The organism is Luteitalea sp., assembly GCF_044337415.1.
Lineage (GTDB): Bacteria > Acidobacteriota > Vicinamibacteria > Vicinamibacterales > Vicinamibacteraceae > Luteitalea.
Map to the genome: position 1 here is coordinate 1 of NZ_JBIINP010000068.1, position 20,587 is coordinate 20,587.

The window sequence follows — 20,587 nt, forward strand, 5'->3', positions numbered from 1 at the left end:
TGGAGCCGACGGCCGGACTTGAACCGGCGACCTGCTGATTACGAATCAGCTGCTCTACCAACTGAGCTACGTCGGCCTGTTGCGATGCCAGCGGGCGCCGGCGAACAACCGTGGAAGTGTATCACAGCCGCAGGGCCGGCAGGCCGAGCCCTGACGCCCGAGACCCGTGGCACGGAGAGGTCGAGGGCCGGGCTCGGAGAGCCGGCCCTACCGGCGGTGCCTGCGGCGCGCTCAGACTGCCGCTGACCGTCGACCAAGGTCGACGGCTACGGTGTGGGGAGGCGGCCGCCCTGACTCGCTGCGCCCAGAGCCCTAAGCCCTGAGCCCTGGCCCTGAGCCTGACTTCCGAGCCCCCAGCCCCCAGCCCCAACCCTGACTCAGCTCGCGCGCGCCTCGCCGGGCGCCTGCGCGCCGCCGACCCGGTCGAACCGCTGCCACGCCCCGTCGATCCGCCGCTCGTGCGGACGGAAGGTCGCCTTGTACGACAGGTGCGCCGAGTCCGCCACGTACAGCCCCAGGTACAGGTGCTCGAGGCCCTCGGCCGCGCAGTACTGCCACTGCTTCAGGATCGTGTACGTGCCCGGGCTGTAGCGCTGGTACTCCGGGTCGAAGCAGCAGTAGACGGCCGACAGCGACTGGTCCCCGCGGTCGGCCACCGCGACCGACACCAGGCGGTCGCCGTCGTAGAGCGCGAACTCGACGCTCTCGCAGCAGGTCTCCACCAGGAACGCCGCGTAGGTCTCCACGTCGGTCGTCTCCTCCTGGTCCTCGGCCGTGGTGAGCCCGCGGCCCCATTTGTGCCGCGCATACAGCGCGGCGCGCTGCTCGTCGGCCACCGGCCGCCCCACCTCGAGACGGAAGCGCGCATCGCCGGCGCGCAGGGTACGCCGGTGCGTCGCCGACGGCTGGAACCCGGCCACGGGCAGCCGGATCGGCTCGCACGCCCGGCACGCCGGGCAGCTCGGCCGGTACAGGAACACGCCCTGGCGACGGTCGCCGGCCGCAAGGGCCGCATCCACCTCGCTGCGCGTGAGCGGCCGCGCCGGCACCCGCAACGGCAGGCGCGCCACGTGACCGGCCAGGTACGGGCACCGGTCCAGCTCGTCGTACACGATGAAGGTCGCGACCACTGCCGGTTATGGTAACGCCACGCGGCAGCACGTCGAACCCGACTCCCGACTCCCGACTCCCGACTCCCGACTGCCGTTTCCGTCTCGCCCCTGCGGTATAGTCCCGCGCATGCGACTCCTCCGTACCCTCCCGATCGCCCTGGCGGTCTCGGCCGCCCTCGTCTCGTCCGCCTTCGCCCAGCCCACCCCGCGCCCGAAACTACCGGGCGAGGACTGGGTGCAGATCTTCAACGGCAAGGACCTCACCGGCTGGCAGAAGATTGGTGACGAGCAGTGGAACGTCGAGCCCGGCGGCATCCTGCACGGCGTCGCCGTGACCAAGGCCTACGGCTACCTGAAGACCGAGAAGAACTACAAGGACTTCCAGTTGTCCATGCACTTCAAGTGCGATGGCGACGGCAACAGCGGCGTGTTCTTCCACTCGGAGTTCAAGCCGGGCACGCCCACCATCACGCAGGGCCTGCAGTTCGAGATCGACTGCCAGGCCATGCACCACACCGGCGGCCTCTACGGCGACGGCCGCAACTGGATCGTGTGGCCCGCGCCCGAGAACGAGATGGTCGTCCGCCGCGGCGAGTGGAACGAGTACGTGCTGACCGTGGTGGGCAACCGCTACATCGCGCGGCTCAACGGCGTGCAGGTGGTGGACTTCACCGACCCGCAGCCCAAGTCGTTCGACGGCGGCATCTCGCTGCAGCTCCACTCGGGCGGCACCGGCGACATGAAGTTCCGCGAGATCTGGCTTCGCGACCTGACGCAGCGATAGAGGGGCTGCAGGCTCAGGGCTTCAGGCTCAAGGCTCAGAGAGCATCCTGCAGGATTGGCTCGAGGCTCGAACCAACAGGCTCACGGCTCAGAAAGCATGCAGCGTGCCTTCTGAGCCCTGAGCCCTGAGCCCTGAGCCCTGAGCCTAGTTCGTCACCCTGCGCCGCGCGTCGGCGAGCAGGTCGTGCAGCGTGACCGCCAGGTCGCGCAGCGAGAAGGGCTTGGCGAGGCGGCCGGCAAAGCCCACCTGCTGGTAGTCGGCCAGCAGGCCCGTGTCGGCGTAGCCGCTCATCACCACCGCGCAGACGCGCGGGTCGATTTCCCGCAACTGGGCGAGCGCCTCGGCGCCGCCCATCCCGCCGGGCACCGTCAGGTCCATCACCACCGCGCGGTAGGGCTCGCCGATCTCCAGCGCCTGCACGTACTTCTCGACCGCCATCTCGCCGTCCGAGGCGATGTCAGGCGTGTAGCCGAGCGTGCGCAGCATCGACGCCGTCACTGTCGCGATCGACCGGTCGTCGTCCATCACCAGCACCCGGCCGGCGCCGTGGGGGATGGCGGCCAGCGGCGTCGCTGCCACGGCCGGCACCCGCTTGGTGGAGCGGGGCAGCAGGATGTGGAAGGTGGTGCCGGCACCGATGGTCGACTCGGCGTGCAGCAGGCCGCCGTGGTTCTTGATGACCGCGTGCGACACCGCCAGGCCGAGGCCGGTGCCCGACGGCTTGGTGGTGAAGTAGGGATCGAAGATCCGCTCGATGTGCTCGGCCGGGATGCCCACGCCGTGGTCGCGCACCGTGATGCGCACGAACTGGCGCGGGGCGCCCGGCACCTCGGCCACCGGCGCCAGGCGGGCGTTGCTGCACGTGACATGCACCTGCCCGCCGCGCGGCATCGCCTGCTTGGCGTTGAGCACGATGTTGTGCACCACCTGCTCGATCTGGCCCTCGTCGGCCTCGACCGCCCACAGGTCGTGCGCCACGTCCACGGTGCAGCGCACGTTGGAGCCGCTGACGGCGAACCGCACCGTCGCGTCGACCAGCGGCCCGATGTGCATCGGACGCTTCACCGGGTCGCCGCCCCGCGAGAACGTCAGCAACTGGTGGGTGAGCGTGCGGGCCCGCAGGCACGCCCGCTCGGCTTCCTCGAGCCACGTCGCCGTCTCGCGCGACAGCGTCTCGTCGCTGCCCGCCAGCGCGATGTTGCCGACGACGGCCGTGAGCACGTTGTTGAAGTCGTGCGCGATGCCGCCGGCGAGCACGCCGAGCGACTCCAGCTTGCTGGCGCGCACCCGCTCCTGCGTCAGGCGCACGCTCTCGGTCACGTCGCGCACCACGAGCACCACGCCGACCTTCTGGCCCTCGCCGTCCGACATCGCCGCGCCGGTCAGGTTCACCGAGAGGCGGGCGCCGTCGGGCGCGATGAGCGACGCGTTGGTCTCGCTGTCGGGCATGCGCCCGGTGTCGAGGATGCGCGCGATCGGCACTTCCTGCACCGTCGTGCCTTCCGGATCCCACAGGCACAGCACGTCGTCGATGGCCTTGCCGAGCGCCTTGTCCTGCGGGCGGCCGGTCAACTGCTCGGCCACCACGTTGAGCATCGTGACGCGCCCCTGCAGGTCGGTGGTGATCACGGCGTCGCCGATGCTGCGCAGCGTGACCGCCAGGCGCTCCTTCTCGGCCGCGAGGTCCTCGCGCGCGGTGGCGTGGAGGTCGGCCATCGCCTGCACGCGCTTCTGCTCGTCGTGGAGGCGCCCGAAGTAGACCTTGTAGGAGTGGTAGATGAACGCGACCGGGATCAGGACGAACAGGACGAGGTCCCAGCGCCGGTACTGGGCCACGAGCGTCGCCAGCGACACCACGGCGGCCGTCAGGAAGTAGCCCGGCGCGGTCCACAGGAAGTTGTCGTGCCAGCATCGCCACAGGCGCTGCCCGGTCGACACGGCCACGGCCGTCGACACGATGAGCGAGTTGGCGAAGAAGTACGCGGCCGTCGCGCCGATGAGCGGACCGACGTCGAGTTCCTGCGTGATCTCCCGGAACTGCCCGCCGAGCCACGCGAACGTCCAGCCGGCGGCGCCCACCGAGAGCACCAGCATCGCGCTGTTGAACAGGTGTCGCCAGAACGGTGAGCGCGTCTTGCTGTGGAAGGCCGACTGCACCCAGCCGGAGACGGCGGCGATCACGAGGGCCGGCTCGAAGCCGATCGTCAGCATCGCCACGAACAAGGCAGCGAACGAGGTCGACATCGTCGCCCAGCCCCGCGCCAGCGGGACGTGGATCTTGAGGGCCGAGAGGGCGGAGGCGAGCACCAACAGGCCGGCAAACGCCCACGGGCGCTGCCCCACGGTGGGGAGCGCGCCAAGCAGCAACGCGAGGCCGACAGCAATCACGCTGCCCACGTAGAGCATCAGCCAGCGCTGGGTTCGGGTCGTCGATGCCAAGGGTCCGTCGGTCTCGTCCTAAGTATCGGACGGATGAGCCGCCTGCATCAGGTTGCGAGGCTCTCCCCTGCAGAGACAAGGAAAATCAGCACGATCCTCAGGTGGTCGTGGGGCTGAACGCGACGTCGAGGACGCGGCTCCAGTCGTCGCTCCAGCGGACGCGGGCCTGACCGCGGGGCTCAAGGCCGAGGTAGCGGGCCGGCTGGGTTGAGGCCATCGCCCACGCCACCCCCACATCTGGGGTTGCCCACGCCCGCGTCAGGCCGACGGCGCGGGGCATGGTGAGGGCGGACCCGGCCAGCGTCGCCGATCCCGGCACCGCCACCCGCCCGTCCTCCGAGCACACCACGTCGAGCCCGGCCAGGTGGTAGGGGCCCGGCGCCGCGCCCGCCGCCATGATGGCGTCGGTCACGAGCAGGCAGCGCTCAGGGCCCTTCGCGCGCACGAGCACCCGCACGGTGGCCGGCGGCAGGTGATGGCCGTCCACGACGATCGAGGCATGGAGCGCGTCGCACCCCGCCTGGTCCCAGATCACGTTGGGGTGCCGCGGCAGGATCGCGGGACAGCCGTTGCCGAGGTGTGTCGACAGGGTGGCACCCGCGCGCACGGCCGCATCGATCTGCGCCGTCGTGGCGTTGGTGTGCGCGAGCGCGACGCGCACCCCCATGTCGACCGCGGCCTCGATCACGGCAAGCGCCCCGGGGGCCTCGGGCGCGAGGGTCAGCAGCCGGATGCGCCCCTCGGCGGCGTCCTGCCGCCGACGGAAGTCGTCCAGCGAGGCGTCCTTCACGCACGCGAGCGGGTGCGCTCCCCGGAAGCCATCGGTCGGCGAGATGTAGGGGCCCTCCATGTGGAGGCCGGCGACGATCGGATGGCGGGTGTCGAGGATCTTCCGCGCACACGCGATGAAGTGGTCGGTGGTCGACGTGATGATCGTCGGCAGGCAGAGCCCCACGCCGGTCGCTTCCATCGCGGCGAACGACTCGGCGATCTGCGCCGTGGTGACGGTGGCGGCGTTGTAATCCACGCCGGCAAAGCCGTTCACCTGCAGGTCGACGAAGGCGGGCCCGACATGCTCAGGCACTGCGGACCTCGCGGATGCGCCCGAGCTCGCCGATGAGGACGACCACGGCGAGGAAGGCAAACAGGTACGCCGACGCGCACACGAGGAACACCGGCGCGTAGCCCGCACTCTCGACCACGCGTCCCATCATCCGCTGGGTGATCACGCCGGCGATGCTGCCGATGAGGCCACCGAGGCCGGTCACCGATCCGACGGCGCGCGCGGGGAAGACCTCGGCGGGGAGGATCACGTTGCCCCACGCGCCATGACAGAACATCGCCAGCGTCACGCAGGCGATCGCCAGGGTGGTGATGTCAATGCCGAACCGCGCGGCGTACGGCGCGATCGAGTCGATGCGGGCCAGCGACAGGAAGAGGAACAGCGCCGCCACCGAGACGGTGAACGTGGTGAGCTTGCGGGCGCGATTGACGGTGAAGCCGAGCGAGGTCACCAGGTAGCGCGGCACGACGCCCGACGCGATGTTGCCGGTCGCCAGGGCCGCGTAGGGCAGCCAGCCGACGGCCAGCAGCGTGGTGCGCGGGATGTGGAACTGGTCTTCCAGGTACTTCAGCACCCAGAAGTTCAGCATGTAGGAGATGGGGTCGGTCAGCACGCGTGCGGCGACGCAGCCCCAGGTCTCCTTCATGCGCAGCAGCACGCGCATCGGGGGCGGCGGCTGGCCCTCGGTCGCCCCGCGGTCGGACAGGATCATCGTCCGTTCCTCCGCGGTGATGTGCTTGTGATCCTCGGGGCGGTGATAGAGCCAGGCCCAGAGCGGCAGCCACAGCAGGCCGAGCCCGCCGGAGACGATGAACGCGGCGCGCCAACCCCAGTAGAGGCTGATGGCGCCGATGAGGGGGACGGCCAGCGTCGACCCGAGCGCCGTGCCGGCGTTGAAGATGCCCACGGCGAGGGCCCGTTCCCGCACCGGGAACCACTCGGTGGCCGCCTTCACGCCGCCGGGAATCACCGCCGCCTCGGCCGCGCCCAGGGCGAACCTGGCCGCCTGGAAGTGGAACGGCGTGCGCGCGAACGCGTGGCTCATCGCCGCGACCGACCACGCCGCGACGAAGTACAGGTACCCCTTGCGCGTCCCGATCATGTCGAGGATGCGCCCGCTGACGAGGTACATGACCGAGTAGCTCATCAGGAACGCGGACGTGATCTGGCCGTACTGGGCGTCGGTGAAGCCGACGTCCTTCTGGATCTGCGTCGCGAGGACCGAGAGCGCCTGGCGGTCGAGGTAGTTCAGCTCGGAGGCCAGGCACAGCAGCACCGCGATGTACCACCGCAGGTGCTTGATGGGGCGCGGTGTGCTGCTCACGGGAATCAGGCGTCCGCCGCCAGCGTGGCCGGCTGCAAGCGCGAGGAGGACGCGGGGTCGAGATAGAGGCGCGTGTCCGCGTGGGTCTGGAGGATCGACGCGGGCACCAGGTTGGTCACCGGCCCCTCGAGCGAGGCCTGCACGGCCGCCGCCTTGCGTTCGTCGGGCACCATGCAGAAGATCGCGCGGCTCTTGAGGATCTGCCGGACCGACATGCTGAGGGCCTGCGTCGGCACCTCGTCGAGCCCGCCGAACCAGCCCTCGCCGACCTGCTGGCGACGGCAGGCCTCGTCGAGGTTCACGACCAGATAGGCGTCCTCGGTGTCGAAGTCGGCCGGCGGGTCGTTGAAGGCCAGGTGGCCGTTCTCGCCGATGCCGCAGCAGCACACGTCGATCGGGGCGGCGCCGATGGCGGCGCCCGCCTCGGCCCGCACGCGCTCCGGATCCCCCTCGCCGTCGAGCAGCAGGGCCGATCCGACCGGCACGCGGCTGAACAGGCGCTCCTGGAGGTACTTGCGGAAGCTGGCCTTGTGGCTCAGCGGCAGGCCCAGGTACTCGTCGAGGTGGAACGCGTCGATCTGCGCCCACGGCACGTCCGTCCGCGCCACGAGCGCGTCCAGGAAGGTGAATTGCGAGGCGCCGGTCGCCACGATGATGCGCGCACGGCCGCGCGCCTGCACCGCCGCGTTGATGGTGGCAGCGACGTCGGCGGCCGCCGCGGCGCCCAGCGCCGCCGCGTCTGCATGGACCGAGATGTTCATGGCGCGCGACTCTAGCACAGGGGGCGCATGCCCCAACGTGGGGCAAAGGGCCGGGGAGCGGGGCGCGGGAATCGGGGAGCGCGAACCGGCCCGTCGGCCTGCCAGCGCCGTACCCGGCACCCGGTCCCCCGTACCCGGCTGCTATGCTGAGAGATTGATGTCGACCCCGAAGCCCGCGCCTATCCGCGACATCGTGGTGAAGGGCGCCCGTACGCACAACCTGAAGCAGGTGGACGTCACCTTGCCGGCGCGCAAGCTGATCGTCATCACCGGCGTCTCGGGTTCCGGCAAGTCCTCGCTCGCGTTCGACACCATCTACGCCGAGGGGCAGCGGCGGTACGTCGAGTCGCTCTCGGCCTACGCCCGGCAGTTCCTCGAGCGGATGGAGCGGCCCGACGTCGATGCCATCCACGGCATCTCGCCGGCCATCGCCATCCGGCAGAAGAACAGCATCCGCAACCCGCGGAGCACCGTCGGCACCACCACCGAGATCCACGACTACCTCCGGCTGCTCTTCGCCCGGGTCGGGCGCACGTACTGCCGCAACTGCGGCCGCGAGGTCATCCGGGAATCGGCCGAGGTCGTGGCCCAGCGCCTGGCCGCGCTGCCCGACGGGACGCGCCTGCTCCTCGGTTTCGAGATGCCCGTCGTGAGCATGCACGTCACGGCCGGCGACGAGGCGCCCAATGACGATGAGGAGTCGGCGGGCAGCGGGAAGACCACGAAGAAGGACGTGCGGCTGTCGCTCGAGGCCACGCTCGAGACGCTCCGGCGGCGCGGCTTCACCCGCGTGCTGCTCGACGGGCAGGTCCACAACCTCGCCGACCTGCCCACGACCGCCCTCGAAGGGCGCACCACCCTCGAGGTGATCGTCGACCGCATCAAGGTCGGCCCCGACGTCGTCGCCCGGCTCACCGACTCGCTCGAGATCGCCTACCAGGAAGGTGGCGGCGCCGCGTTCGCGCTCGAGGTGCACGAGCGAGCCCGTCCCGCCGACGCACCGTCGGCGAGTGCCACGTCCGACGGTGCGAAGGCGGATCGTCACGTCTTCTCCGAGCGCTTCGAGTGCCGCTCCTGCGGCATCCCGTACGAGGTGCCGCAGCCGCGGTTGTTCTCGTTCAACAACCCCTTCGGCGCCTGCCCGACCTGCCATGGCTTCGGCAACGTCATGGAACTCGACCTCGGGCTGGTGGTGCCCGATCCGTCGATGTCACTGGCGCAGGGCGCCATCGACCCGTGGACCAAGCCGCAGTACCGCGGCTACCTCACGCACCTGAAGCGGCAGGGCCGCGAGGGCAGGGTGCGCCTCGACGTGCCCTGGGAGCAGCTCACCGACGCCGAGCGCGCCTTCGTCGTCGACGGCGACAAGAGCTACGAGGGCATCCGCGGGTTCTTCGCGGTGCTCGAGCGCAAGAAGTACAAGGTGCACGTCCGCGTGTTCCTGAGCCGCTATCGCGCCTACCAGACGTGCCCGGACTGCGGCGGGTCGCGGCTGCGCCGCGAGGCGCGCGACGTGCAGGTGCAGGGCCTGACCATCGATCGCGTCGGCGCGATGACCGTGCGCGAGGCGCTCGACTTCTTCGGCGCGCTGCAGCTCTCCGAGCGGGAGGTCGCCATTGCCGACAAGCTGCAGGCCGAGATCGTCAAGCGCCTGACCTTCCTGAGCAACGTTGGCCTCGATTACCTGACCCTCGATCGCCTGTCGTCGACGCTGTCGGGCGGTGAGTCGCAGCGCATCAGCCTCGCCACTTCGCTCGGGTCGGCGCTGGTGGGAACGCTCTACGTGCTCGACGAGCCGTCGATCGGCCTGCACCCGCGCGACAACCTGCGGCTCATCGACATCCTCCGCCAGTTGCGCGACCAGGGGAACACCGTGCTCGTCGTCGAGCACGACGCCGACATGATCGCGGTGGCCGACGAGATCATCGACATGGGGCTCGGGGCCGGGGAACTCGGCGGACGCGTCGTGTACGCGGGCTCGCTCGAGGGCCTGCGCAAGGATCCGCGGTCGCTCACCGGCAAGTACCTGCGCGACGACCTCGCCATCGGCGTGCCCGGCGTGCGGCGCAAGCCGACGGGGCAGCGCCTCCGCGTGCTCGGCGCCACCGAGCACAACCTGAAGGGCGTCGACGTCGAGATCCCGCTCGGGCTCTTCACGGTTGTCACCGGCGTCTCGGGTTCGGGCAAGAGCACGCTGGTGCACGACGTGATCCACGCCGGCATCAAGAAGGCCAAGGGCGACTGGGACAAGGCGGTCGGCGCGTGCCGGCGCATCGAGGGCATCGAGCTGGTCTCCGACGTCGTGCTCGTCGACCAGGCGCCGATCGGGCGTACGCCGCGGTCCAACCCGGTCACGTACCTCAAGGCCTTCGATCCGATCCGCGAGCTGTTTGCCACGACCAAGGAGTCGCGCACGCGCGGGCTCACCGCCTCCAGCTTCTCGTTCAACGTGCCGGGCGGCCGCTGCGACGCCTGCGAGGGCGAGGGGCAGGTGCGCGTCGAGATGCAGTTCCTCGCCGACGTGTTCGTGCCGTGCGACGTGTGCGAGGGCACGCGCTTCCGTCCGCAGGTGCTCGAGGTCAAGTACCGCGGCAAGAACATCCACCAGGTGCTCGACCTCACGGTGCGCGAGGCGCTGCAGTTCTTCAGCGGCTCGCCGAAGGTCCTGCGCCGGCTCCAGGTGCTCGAGGAAATCGGCCTCGGCTACCTCCGCCTGGGGCAGCCGGCGACGACGCTGTCGGGGGGTGAGGCGCAGCGGATCAAGATCGCGTCGCACCTGTCGACGCAGGGCGGCGAGCGGATGCTCTACATCCTCGACGAGCCGACCACGGGCCTGCACTTCGACGACATCGCGAAGCTGCTGGCCGCCTTCCGGAAGCTGTTGTCGGCGGGGCACTCGCTGCTGGTGATCGAGCACAACCTCGACGTGATCAAGACCGCCGACTGGGTGATCGACCTCGGCCCCGAGGGCGGGCACGCCGGCGGGCACGTGGTGGCCGTCGGGTCGCCCGAGACGATCGCCGAGGTCGAGGCCTCGCACACGGGGCGTCACCTCCGCCCCGTGCTCCAGGCCGCGCAGCGCGCATGACGAGGTAGGGCGGCATGTCCTCATGCCGCCGCTGTCCGGGACGCCGCGGCCGACGGCGCGGTAGGGACACCGCGACCTACCCTTGAGCTGCAAGCCGTGAGCCCTGTGTAGACTGTTCCTGATGCTTCCCGTGAAGACGAGCGTTCTCGTGGCCCTGCTTGCGGTGACCACGCCGGCCCTCGCCCAGCAGGCGCCTCCGCCCGCCGCGCCGCGCGCCTCGTACGACCAGGTGGTGGCCAACCTGAAGTCGCCGGAGGCCGACGTCCGGCGGGACGCGCTGCGGGCCCTGGGTGCGACCGCCTATCCCGAGGCCATCGCGCCGCTGAGCCAGCTGCTCACCGACCCGGTCGACGATATCCAGCTCGAGACCATCTACACGCTGCTCAGCTTCTACCACGTGGAGAAGCCCGAGGTGGTCGACCGCGAGAAGGGCCTGCGGGTGCGCCCCACGTCGCGGCTCACGGCGGCGGCGCAGCGCATCTACGACCTCGGCCCGTACGGGTTGATTCCCCAGCCGGTGCCGGTCGAGCTCACCAACGGCCTCGCCCAGTCGATGTTCGACGACAACCCGCGCGTGCGCCTCGAATCGGTCTACGCGCTGGGCGTGATGGCGCGTCCGCCGCTGGACGGCTACGCGGCCGAGGCGCTGCCGCGTTTGCTGAAGGACTCGGTCGAGGACATCCGCGAGGCTGCGGCGCGCGTCATCGGCGGCCTGCGCGTGGCGACCGCCGGCGACGCCCTCGTCGAGGCGCTGAACGACAAGAGCACGCCGGTCGCGACGGCGTCGATGCGTGCGCTCGGCGACATCAAGGCGTGGCAGTCGATCCAGGCGCTCACGGACCAGTTCACGTACTACAAGGGCAAGGGGCCCCGGGCCGAGGCGGCCTTCGACGCACTGGCGCGCATCGCGCACGCCTCGTCGCAGCCGCTGTTCCTGGAGCACCTGTCGTCGAAGCAGCCGAACCTGCGGCGCCTGTCGGCCGAGGGGCTGGCTCGCAGCGGCAATCGCGAGGCGGCGCAGCAGGCCGGCAACGCGCTCGTGAACGACAAGGAAGTGGACGTGAAGCTGGCCGGCGCCTTCGCGGCCGTCGTCGGCACCGGTGTGCAGAGCGGCGGTGTGTCGACCCTGGTGAGCGCGCTCGATCACGGCGCGCATCACGAACAGGCGATGGCGTACCTGGTGGAACTCGGGCCGCGCGCCGTCCCCGGCCTCGACCAGGCACTTGCGTCGCCGGATCCCGCGACCCGCGAGCGCGCGGCGCTCGTGCTCGGCTTCATCGGCGGCCAGGAGGCCCTGGTGCTGCTCGAGCGCGCCCGCGGCGACAGCGACCTGCGCGTCGTGCGTGCGGCGGAGCGAGCCATCGCCCGCCTTCGCAAGGCGGCATAGAGCGGCCGCCTTGCTACGGCGGGGTTGCGCCCCAGAAAGCGCGCAACCCCGCATAGCAATTCAGAATTCAGAATTGAGCGGCCAACACACGGCTACGGACTACTGGCGGCAGGCTGCCTGAGCGCTTCTGCGTGATGCTGGACGAGTGTGGGCCCCGCCCTTCATTCTGAATTCTGAATTCTGAATTGCTACCGCACGACCAGCAGCCGGTGGTTCGCCGGGTGCAGGAACTGCACGCCGTCCTCCAGCAGGATCGCGTCGTCTTCGATCGGGATGCGGAGCTTCTTGCCGCCCCATTCCGGCAGCGGCGTGTACGCGAAGTACTCGAAGGCGAACATCTGCATGGTGCGTAGCTCGAACGTGCGCTGCACGGGCTGCCAGGTGGTCATCGATGCGCCGACGTCGTGGCCGTCGTTGCCCACCGGGTGGAAGCCGTACACCACGTCGGTCCTGTCGTCGGCGTTGGGCTTGTTGAACTCGATCACGCCGAAGCCCGCCGCGCGCAGGGCCTCGTCCATCGCCGTCATCGTGTCGGCGGCGGAGCGGCCGGCCCGCAGTACGCGCCGCAGCACGGGGCGTACGGCGAGCGCGCGGTCGAAGGCGCGCCTGATGCTGGCCGGTGGTTCCGTCTCGCCCTCGCGCAGCACGTAGGCCACACGCTTGACGTCGGTCGCCGTGTTCATCACCTCGACGCCCCAGTCGATCATCACGACGTCGCCGCGCGCGATGGCGCGCGCGGTCGACACGGCGGCGATGCCCTCCGGCCCGGTCACGTAGACGGACGGCATGTCGAAGGCCGACCCGAGTCCCCGCTCGAGCAGTCGATCCTGCAGCCACCACGCGACATCCTCGAGCGTGGTCACGCCCGGCCGGATGACCTCGTTGGAGAGCGCCCGCTCGGTCAACTGGATGGCGATGCCCGCCGCCTCGCCGACGGCGACGATCTCGCCTGCGACCCGCCGCGCACGGAAGTCCGAGACGAGCCGCTCGGCGCTGACCATCCGCGACGCCCACGGCTCGCCGAGCGTCGTCGCCAGGTGCTTCGCCATCGTCGCCGACAGCCCGTCGGCCGCGCCCATCGTGTCGGACATGTTCACGCCGATGCGCTTCGGATCGCGTGACTTGACGTACGCCGCCAGCTCCGACGCCGGGCCGATACGGTCGTAGGCGCCCGACTGCTCGAGCAGGTACCCGCTCGGGCCGAGCGCGACGCGCTCCACGCGGTCGCCCCGGTCGCTGAACACGTAGTAGCCGACGCCGGTCACGTAGCCCCGCCCGAGGTCGTTCCACAGCGGCTCGGGATGGTTCTCCTTCATGGCGACGATCCACATGTCGATGCCATGGGCGCGCATCGCCGCCGGCAGCACCTGCTCGAACTTGTCGAGGCGGATCTGCCGCTCCATCTCCCAGCGGCGCCGCGCCTCCTGGGCCGTCGCCACGCTCGCGGCCGCCAGCATCGCCAGGGCCAGCCCCATCGCCACTCTCGCTCGCACGTTCGTCTCCCGGGCTACGCTAGCCGGATGCCCCCGGCGCGCCCGCTTCCGCCGTCGTTCTATGCCCGCCCCACACTGCAGGTCGCCGCCGACCTCATCGGCATGCGGCTGCGACACGAGGCGCCCGACGGCACGGCCGCCGGCGTGATCGTCGAGGTGGAAGCGTACATCGGCGAGGACGACCCGGCGTGCCACGCCGCTGCCGGGCCGACCGCGCGCAACGCGCCGCTCTACGGGCCGCCGGGGCTCGCGTACGTGTACTTCAACTACGGGATGCACTGGCTCGTGAACGCCGTCACCGAGAGCGACGGGGCGCCTGCCGCGGTGCTCATCCGCGCGCTCGAACCGGTCGAGGGGATCGACCTGATGCGGGCCCGGCGGGCCTCGCGCCGCGCGTCGGGCGACATCGGCTTCGCCGGGACGGATGCGGACCTGTGTCGTGGGCCGGGCAACCTGACGCGGGCCCTGGGCATCACCGGGACCGAGAATCGCCAGCCGCTGTGGGAGGGGCCGCTACGCATCGAACGCCCCGCGCGACGGCCATCACGGCCCGTCGCCTGGAGCCCGCGCATCGGCATCCGCGTCGGCCAGGACCGCCCCTGGCGCGCCTACGTCGTCGGCCACCCGGCGGTGTCAGGCCGGCCGAGATAGACCGGCTACGGGCTACGGGCCACGGGCCACGGGCTACAGGCTACAGGCGGCCTGTCGCCCGTCGCCTGTGGCCTGTCACTGATTGCGAATGGGAGCGTCGGAGATCGGCACCTTGATGTCGAACTCCTCGCGGCCGCGGCGGACGCGCAAGGTCGCCACCGACCCGACCTGCGCGGTGAGCATGGCGCGCTCGAGGCCCTCGGTGTCGGTGATCGGCGCGCCGTTGAAGCCGATGATCACGTCGCCGGCGCGGATGCCGGCGGTCCAGGCATCGCCCTGCCCGCGCCGCATCCGGTAGATGACCACGCCTTCCACAGACCGTACGCCGAGGTCGGCGGCCAGCGCCGTGTTCATCGGCACCACACGCAGGATGCCGGCGATGGTGCCGCGTCGCACCTTGCCGAACTTCTCGAGCTGCGCGGCGATGTCGCGCGCGAGGTTGCTCGGCACGGCGAAGCCGATGCCCTGGTAGCCGCCGCTCTGGCTGAAGATCCACGTGTTGATGCCGACGAGTTCGCCGCGACGATTGACGAGCGCGCCGCCCGAGTTGCCCGGGTTGATGGCCGCGTCGGTCTGGATGTAGTCGGCGACGACGGAGATCTGCGGGTTGGTGCGGCCGAGCGCCGAGACGATGCCGAGTGTGACCGTTTCGCCCAACTGGTAGGGGTTGCCGATGGCCATCACCCACTCGGCGACGCGCAGCCGCGAGCTGTCGCCCCAGGTGATCGGCTGCAGCGTCGGGTCCTTCACGCGCAGCAGCGCGAGGTCGGCGTACGGGTCGAGGCCCACCAGTTCGGCCGGGCGCTCGCGCCGGTTGAACAGCACCACGGTGAGGTCGGTGGCCTCGCCGATCACGTGCGCGTTGGTGAGCACGTAGCCGACGTCGCCGGTCTTCTTGATCACCACGCCCGAGCCGGCGCTCTGCGTCGGTTCATCGAAGAAGCCGAAGGGCAGCTGGACCTGGCGCGATCCCACCGCCGAGATGTTGACCACGCTCGGCATGGCGCGCTCGGCCACGTCGGCCAGTTCGGGCAGGGGGCCGCTCGGCAGGGCCGGTCGTGCCGGCGCGGGCGCCGCCGGGACAGCCGGCGCGGGCGTCTGGGCCGTGGCCTGCTCGGCCGGGCCGATGCGCCCGGTGACGACCATGCCCGCGAGGAAGCTGGCCACCGCGAGGGCGGCCGGAAGCAGGAGGCGCCGCATCTGGCTAGCCGACCTCGACCCGCCGCCCGCGCGTCTCCGGCGACTTCGGCAGCGTGACGGTGAGGATGCCGTCCCGGAAGTCGGCCTGCACATCGTCGACGGACAGGCGGCCGGGGAACGTGAAGCGGCGGACGAACTGGCCGTGCCCGCGCTCGAGGCGCACGTAGCAGGCCGGTTCGCAGCCCGGATCGGGGCGATGGCCGCGGATCGTCAGGGTGTCGTGGGTGGCCGCAACGTCGACGTCGGCGCGCCGCACGCCCGGCAACTCGGCCACGACGATGAAGGCGTCCTCGGTTTCGCTGACGTCGGCCGGCGGGGTCCAGCCGGAGTCGCCTCGGCGGTCGGCCTGGCCGGCCCGCGACCGGTACTCGCGAAGGGATTCCCAGCGCATGGAGACCATCGTAGCAAACCGGCCACGTGCTACCATCCTCCGGTTTGCGTACTCGACCGGTGATGGTCCCGGTCTGCCAGGAGTGTCATGAGTTCCGTCGCCGCCACGCGTCTCCGCAAGGGCAACCTGATCAAGCACAACAACGAGCTGTGCCGGATCGTCGAGACCCAGCACGTCACGCCGGGCAACCTGCGTGGGTTCGTCCGCGCCAAGATGCGCAAGGTCAAGGACGCGACCATGTTCGAGCACCGCTTCCGCTCCGAAGACATGGTGGAGCGGGCGCACCTCGACGAGCGGGAGATGCAGTACCTCTACAAGGACGGCGACACCTTCTACTTCATGGACACATCGTCCTACGAGCAGACCGGCCTGTCCGATGAGGCCCTCGGCGACTCGATGAACTTCCTGCTGCCCGAATCGATGATCAACGTCGAGTTCTACGAGGGCAACCCGGTGGGCATCGAACTGCCGCCGACCGTGGATCTCAAGGTGGTCGACACGGTGCCCGGCATCAAGGGCGCCACCGCCAACGCGCAGACCAAGCCCGCGACGCTCGAGACCGGCTACGTGGTGACCGTGCCCGCCTTCGTCGAGGTCGGGACCGTGGTCCGGATCAACACCGAAACGGGCGAGTACCTCTCCCGAGTCTGACGCTCGTGGCGGCAATGCCGCACTGCCGCGCTGCCGCGCTGCCGGCCGTGGCCTTGCGGCATGCTCGGCATTCACGGCATTCCCGGCATTTCACGTGACAGATCAGAGCTCCCAGCGTCCCATCCCCTCGTCCGGGTGGATCGAAGTCATCGTCGGCAGCATGTTCAGCGGCAAGAGCGAGGAGCTCATCCGCCGGCTGCGGCGTGCGCAGATCGCCAAGCGGCGCGTGCAGGTGTTCAAGCCGGCGATCGACGTCCGCTTCTCGGACACCCACATCACGTCGCACAGCGAGATGCGGTTGCCGTCGCTGGCGGTCAAGACCGCCGACGACATCCTCGCCGGCGTGCTCGACGAGACCGAGGTGGTGGGGATCGACGAGGGGCAGTTCTTCGACGTGGAACTGCCGGCGGTGTGCAGCACGCTGGCCGACCGCGGCAAGCGCGTGATCGTCGCCGGGCTGGATCAGGACTACCTCGGCCGGCCCTTCGAGCCGATGCCGCAGTTGCTGGCCGTGGCCGAGTACATCACCAAGACGCTGGCCATCTGCATGGTGTGCGGCGAGCCCGCCAACCACACGCAGCGCCTGGTGAAGAGCCACGAACTCGTGCTCGTCGGCGCGACCGACTCGTACGAGGCCCGCTGCCGGAAGTGTTTCGACCCGACGCTCGCTGGCTGATGCTCCTTCGGCCTTCGGCCTTCGCGGGCGGTGGCAATGCCGCGATGCTGCGATGCCGGAATTTCGAAGGCCAGACATCCATACGAACACCGCCACTGTTGGCAGCCTTGGGCGAGCACCGACGCTGTTGGCGGCAGATCCTGAACTGCGACATTCCCGGCATTACCAGCGACGCGAATGACCGAGCGGAGCCTGCACACGAGGCGAAGTGAGGCCGCCAACAGTGGCGGTGCCGGCCCAGAGGTCTGACCTTCGACATTCCGGCATCGCAGCATCGCGGCATTACCAGCGACGCGAATGACTGAGCGGAGCCTGTAAACGAGGCGGAGCCGCCGCTACGCGTCGTCTCTGGAATCGTGTGCGCCCAGGTCGAGGGCCTTGCCCCAGAAGTCGATGTCGTGGTCGGCGATCTTGTCGCGGAGCAGGCGGCGGGTCGCGCCGTAGAGCGGCGTTGGTACCACGAGACTGCGGGCGACCTGCTTCATCCGCGGGATGAACAGCAGGGTCAGTTCCTCGCCTTCCCGCCAGCTCAGCCCGCCAATCTGGTGGTACGGCAGGAAGCCGTTGTCCACCCACACCCCGTCCTCGTAGAACCCGCGCCCGATGCGGATGCTCAACGGCACCAGGTAGCCGTAGTAGAGCAGCATCATCGCCTCGCCGAACACGGCCTGCGGCGGCAGGTGCAGCCAGGCCAGCTTGACGATCAGCACCAGGCCGAGCATGGCGGCCATGGCGAGGAACAGCGGGTAGTAGCGCGGTGGTTGGCCCGGCCAGGTCAGCACGGCCCGGGAACGCATCCGGAAGAACCGGACGACGTCCACCAGGATTCGCAGGTTCGCGACGAGGAAGCCGGCTCCGAGCAGGAGCAGCACGTGCGAGAGGAACGCCGGGGACACGCCAGTGTTTCTATCGGACTGACGTCGTGGGGGCAATTGGAAATTTGAAATTCGAAATTCCGGGCGAGGGCCTTGCGGCCACTCGCCTCGAAGCGCCATGACGCGGCAACGGCCGGAGGCCGGCCGCCGAGAACTTCACATGTCGAATTTCGAGTTACCAGCCCAGCAGCCAGCCGAGCAGGCCCATGCCGTGCGCCGTCGGGTCCTGCAGCCAGTCGGGCGGCGTGAGCCACACGAACGCGAGGATCGCGATCACCATGATGTCGTAGGGGATCGTGGTCCGCTCGTACGTCCAGTACATCAGGCGGAACGGGATCAGCAGCGGGAGCGGCAGGCGGTCTTCGATGCGTGGGCGGCTCATGCGGGGCGCCCCTCGAGTTCGCGCCAGGTGTGGAAGATGCGGCCGGCGACGGTCAGCACCGACAGCACGAGGATGACCCACAGCACGGCGGCGAACCGGTTGGTGAACGCGCCGATCATGAACAGCACGATGCGCTCGGGACGCTCCATGAAGCCGACCTTGCACTTGTCGATCAGCGACTCGGCTCGTGCGCGCGCGTAGCTGGTGAGCACGGTGAAGATCATCGCCAGCGCGGTGATGAGCACGTAGTCGGCTCGCTGCATCGAGGCGTACAGCCAGAGCAGCCCGAGGAAGAGCGCCAGGTCGGAGAACCGATCCATCACCGAGTCCCAGAAGCCCCCGAAGGCGGTGGCGGTGCCGGTCTGGTGGGCGACCTTGCCGTCGATGAAGTCGAAGATGTTGGCGGCCACCATGATGACCCCGCCGAGGGTGAACCGGCCGAGCGCGAGCGCCCAGGCGGCGGCGAGGTTGATGCAGACGCCGATGAGCGTCAGCACGTTCGGATGGATCCGGAGCGCGACGCACAGGGCGATGATCGCCCGCAGGGGTAGCCAGAAAATCGCGCCGACGGCGCCCGTGAAGGTCATTGGCCCAGCGATAATAATGACGGCTCGGGCCCGTTGGCCGCAACCAGCCCGGCCGTGGCGACGTGGGCCGGGGGGCGACAGGCCCCCGCCGGCCCGCCGCGCGCGCCCCGAACGACCGCCATGGCCATCGAAGACCTCAGAGCACAGATCGCCCGGTTGCCCGAGCAGCCCGGCGTGTACCTGTACCTGAACCGGGCCGGCGAGACGATCTACGTGGGGAAGGCGCGCGCCCTGCGCGACCGGGTGCGCAGCTACCTCGGCGCCAGGGGGACCTCCCCGAAGACCGAGGCGCTGCTCGACGAGGCGGCCGGGCTCGAGGTGATCGTCACCGACTCGGTGGTCGAGGCGCTGGCGCTCGAGAACAACCTGATCAAGGAGCGGTCGCCCCGGTACAACATCAAGCTCCGCGACGACAAGACGTACCCCTACCTGCGGCTCAGCACGTCCGAGCCGTTTCCCCGCGTCTCGGTGGTCCGGCGCGTGGCCAACGACGGCGACTACTACGCCGGGCCATTCATGCCGGCGTCGCTGGCGTGGCAGACGCGCAGCCTGTCGCACAAGCTGTTCGGCATCCGCTCGTGCCGCGAGGTGATCACCGGGCAGCGGGGCCGGCCCTGCCTCGAATACGACATCAAGCGCTGCCTGGCGCCCTGCGTGGCGTCCATCTGCTCGGCCGACCAGTACCAGCACGCCGTGCGCGACGCGCGGCTGCTGCTCGACGGGCGCACCGACGAACTGGTCTCCGACCTCGAGTCACGCATGTACGCGGCGGCCGACGAGGAACGGTTCGAGCAGGCCGCGCAGCTCCGCGACACCATCCGCACGCTCGAGACGCTGCGCGACCGCCAGCAGAAGATGGCCACGCCCCGCATGGGTGATCGCGACGCGATCGGCGTGAAGCTCGGGCCTGCAGGAGCCGTCGTGCAGGCCTTCCAGGTGCGATCGGGTCGCGTGGTGGACCGTGTCGAGCTGATCACCAACGCCGACCAGGCGCGCGATGCGCGCCTCGAGGACCTGCTGGACCGTGCCGTGATGCACTTCTACGGCGACCACGCCCCGCCGCCGGAAGTCCTGCTGCCCGTGGCCCTGCCGGACATGGACCTGCTCGCCGAGTGGCTGTCGGCGCGCGCCGGCCGCCAGGTGCTGGTCAGCGTGCCGCAGCGGGGCGACAAGAAGGCCTTGCTGGAACTGGCCGAGCGCAACGCGTCGCTCTCGTACGACTCCCGGTTCAACGAGGAGGGCGCGGCCAACCACGAAGCGCTGGAGACGCTGCAGTCCGCCCTGGGCCTGCCGGCGCTGCCGCGGCGCATCGACTGCTTCGACATCTCGACGCTGCAGGGCGCCGAGACCGTCGCCTCCATGGTCGTGTGCCAGGACGGCCGGATGAAGCGGTCGGAGTATCGGAAGTTCAGGATTCGGCACACGGACGGGGAGCGGGTATCGGGGAGCGGGTATCGGGAGACCGCCGCCTCGAGCGCCGCCGCCCCGCCTTCCGAACATGAGGTCCGCCGCGCAGCGGACGCCGAGCCGGAGATGCCCGCTTCCCGTAACCCGCTACCCGCTCCCCGGTCACGGAGGCGAGGCGCAGCCGAGCCGACCCGCTTCCTCGACGACTTCGCCGCCATGGAGCAGGTGGTGGGCCGGCGGTACCGGAAGGTGGCCGAGGACGAGGGGCCGTGGCCGGACCTCGTCGTGATCGACGGCGGCAAGGGGCAGCTCAATG

At 70.1% G+C, this 20,587-nt stretch carries 18 protein-coding genes and 1 tRNA gene; 7 read left to right on the forward strand and 12 right to left on the reverse strand.

Annotated elements, in window-relative coordinates; genetic code table 11:
* Window positions 1-76 (reverse strand) — tRNA-Thr (locus tag ACIRDX_RS11930).
* 301 nt (window positions 77-377) lie between these two features.
* Entirely contained in the window at window positions 378-1,130 is a 753-nt protein-coding gene (locus ACIRDX_RS11935; RefSeq protein ID WP_396625652.1) for an arginyltransferase, read from the reverse strand.
* 109 nt (window positions 1,131-1,239) lie between these two features.
* Here ACIRDX_RS11935 and ACIRDX_RS11940 point away from each other — a divergent pair, with 109 nt between their 5' ends.
* On the forward strand, window positions 1,240-1,896 hold the full coding sequence (locus ACIRDX_RS11940) for a family 16 glycoside hydrolase (RefSeq protein WP_396625653.1): 657 nt from the start codon (window positions 1,240-1,242) through the stop codon (window positions 1,894-1,896).
* A gap of 144 nt (window positions 1,897-2,040) precedes the next feature.
* Here ACIRDX_RS11940 and ACIRDX_RS11945 read toward each other — a convergent pair whose 3' ends face one another.
* The 4 genes from ACIRDX_RS11945 to ACIRDX_RS11960 all read right to left on the reverse strand — a co-directional run bounded on the left by ACIRDX_RS11945 (window position 2,041) and on the right by ACIRDX_RS11960 (window position 7,483).
* Window positions 2,041-4,335, reverse strand: coding sequence for an ATP-binding protein (locus ACIRDX_RS11945; protein ID WP_396625654.1), 2,295 nt, complete (start codon window positions 4,333-4,335; stop codon window positions 2,041-2,043).
* A 97-nt stretch (window positions 4,336-4,432) separates the two neighbouring features.
* Complete coding sequence (locus ACIRDX_RS11950) at window positions 4,433-5,419, reverse strand: N-acetylglucosamine-6-phosphate deacetylase (protein ID WP_396625655.1); 987 nt, start codon at window positions 5,417-5,419, stop codon at window positions 4,433-4,435.
* Window positions 5,412-6,722 carry an MFS transporter gene (locus ACIRDX_RS11955; RefSeq protein ID WP_396625656.1) on the reverse strand — a complete coding sequence of 437 codons (1,311 nt, stop codon included), beginning with the start codon at window positions 6,720-6,722 and terminating at the stop codon, window positions 5,412-5,414. The genes ACIRDX_RS11950 and ACIRDX_RS11955 overlap by 8 nt, the downstream gene beginning before the upstream one ends.
* A gap of 5 nt (window positions 6,723-6,727) precedes the next feature.
* Window positions 6,728-7,483 (reverse strand): glucosamine-6-phosphate deaminase, encoded by a 756-nt coding sequence (locus ACIRDX_RS11960; RefSeq protein WP_396625657.1) that lies wholly within the window; start codon window positions 7,481-7,483, stop codon window positions 6,728-6,730.
* Window positions 7,484-7,640: 157 nt separating this feature from the next.
* Here ACIRDX_RS11960 and uvrA point away from each other — a divergent pair, with 157 nt between their 5' ends.
* A complete protein-coding gene (gene uvrA, locus ACIRDX_RS11965; protein WP_396625658.1) occupies window positions 7,641-10,571 on the forward strand; it encodes an excinuclease ABC subunit UvrA in 2,931 nt (976 codons plus the stop codon).
* Window positions 10,572-10,701: 130 nt separating this feature from the next.
* Complete coding sequence (locus ACIRDX_RS11970) at window positions 10,702-11,958, forward strand: HEAT repeat domain-containing protein (RefSeq protein ID WP_396625659.1); 1,257 nt, start codon at window positions 10,702-10,704, stop codon at window positions 11,956-11,958.
* 188 nt (window positions 11,959-12,146) lie between these two features.
* Here the strand turns inward: ACIRDX_RS11970 and ACIRDX_RS11975 are convergent, their stop codons facing one another.
* Window positions 12,147-13,451: a M24 family metallopeptidase gene (locus ACIRDX_RS11975; protein WP_396625660.1), complete on the reverse strand. Its 1,305-nt coding sequence runs from the start codon at window positions 13,449-13,451 to the stop codon at window positions 12,147-12,149.
* Window positions 13,452-13,478: 27 nt separating this feature from the next.
* Here ACIRDX_RS11975 and ACIRDX_RS11980 point away from each other — a divergent pair, with 27 nt between their 5' ends.
* Window positions 13,479-14,102: a DNA-3-methyladenine glycosylase gene (locus ACIRDX_RS11980; protein ID WP_396625661.1), complete on the forward strand. Its 624-nt coding sequence runs from the start codon at window positions 13,479-13,481 to the stop codon at window positions 14,100-14,102.
* Between the two features lie 75 nt (window positions 14,103-14,177).
* Here the strand turns inward: ACIRDX_RS11980 and ACIRDX_RS11985 are convergent, their stop codons facing one another.
* Together ACIRDX_RS11985 and ACIRDX_RS11990 are read right to left on the reverse strand one after the other, a co-directional pair.
* Window positions 14,178-15,302 (reverse strand): S1C family serine protease, encoded by a 1,125-nt coding sequence (locus ACIRDX_RS11985; protein WP_396625662.1) that lies wholly within the window; start codon window positions 15,300-15,302, stop codon window positions 14,178-14,180.
* 4 nt (window positions 15,303-15,306) lie between these two features.
* A complete protein-coding gene (locus ACIRDX_RS11990) occupies window positions 15,307-15,693 on the reverse strand; it encodes an Hsp20/alpha crystallin family protein (RefSeq protein ID WP_396625663.1) in 387 nt (128 codons plus the stop codon).
* A gap of 87 nt (window positions 15,694-15,780) precedes the next feature.
* Between ACIRDX_RS11990 and efp the strand changes: the two genes are divergently transcribed.
* Together efp and ACIRDX_RS12000 are read left to right on the forward strand one after the other, a co-directional pair.
* On the forward strand, window positions 15,781-16,344 hold the full coding sequence (gene efp / locus ACIRDX_RS11995; protein ID WP_396625664.1) for an elongation factor P: 564 nt from the start codon (window positions 15,781-15,783) through the stop codon (window positions 16,342-16,344).
* Window positions 16,345-16,438: 94 nt separating this feature from the next.
* On the forward strand, window positions 16,439-17,020 hold the full coding sequence (locus tag ACIRDX_RS12000; RefSeq protein ID WP_396625665.1) for a thymidine kinase: 582 nt from the start codon (window positions 16,439-16,441) through the stop codon (window positions 17,018-17,020).
* A 335-nt stretch (window positions 17,021-17,355) separates the two neighbouring features.
* Here ACIRDX_RS12000 and ACIRDX_RS12005 read toward each other — a convergent pair whose 3' ends face one another.
* From ACIRDX_RS12005 to ACIRDX_RS12015, 3 genes are all read right to left on the reverse strand, one after another.
* On the reverse strand, window positions 17,356-17,916 hold the full coding sequence (locus ACIRDX_RS12005) for a hypothetical protein (protein ID WP_396625666.1): 561 nt from the start codon (window positions 17,914-17,916) through the stop codon (window positions 17,356-17,358).
* Window positions 17,917-18,070: 154 nt separating this feature from the next.
* Entirely contained in the window at window positions 18,071-18,277 is a 207-nt protein-coding gene (locus ACIRDX_RS12010) for a hypothetical protein (RefSeq protein WP_396625667.1), read from the reverse strand.
* Window positions 18,274-18,864, reverse strand: a complete 591-nt coding sequence (locus tag ACIRDX_RS12015) for a CDP-alcohol phosphatidyltransferase family protein (RefSeq protein ID WP_396625668.1) — start codon at window positions 18,862-18,864, stop codon at window positions 18,274-18,276. The genes ACIRDX_RS12010 and ACIRDX_RS12015 overlap by 4 nt, the downstream gene beginning before the upstream one ends.
* A 120-nt stretch (window positions 18,865-18,984) precedes the next feature.
* On the opposite strand from ACIRDX_RS12015, the gene uvrC reads away from it, so the two are divergent.
* Window positions 18,985-20,587 (forward strand): excinuclease ABC subunit UvrC (uvrC, locus tag ACIRDX_RS12020; protein ID WP_396625669.1); only part of this gene is annotated, 1,603 nt, incomplete at its 3' end.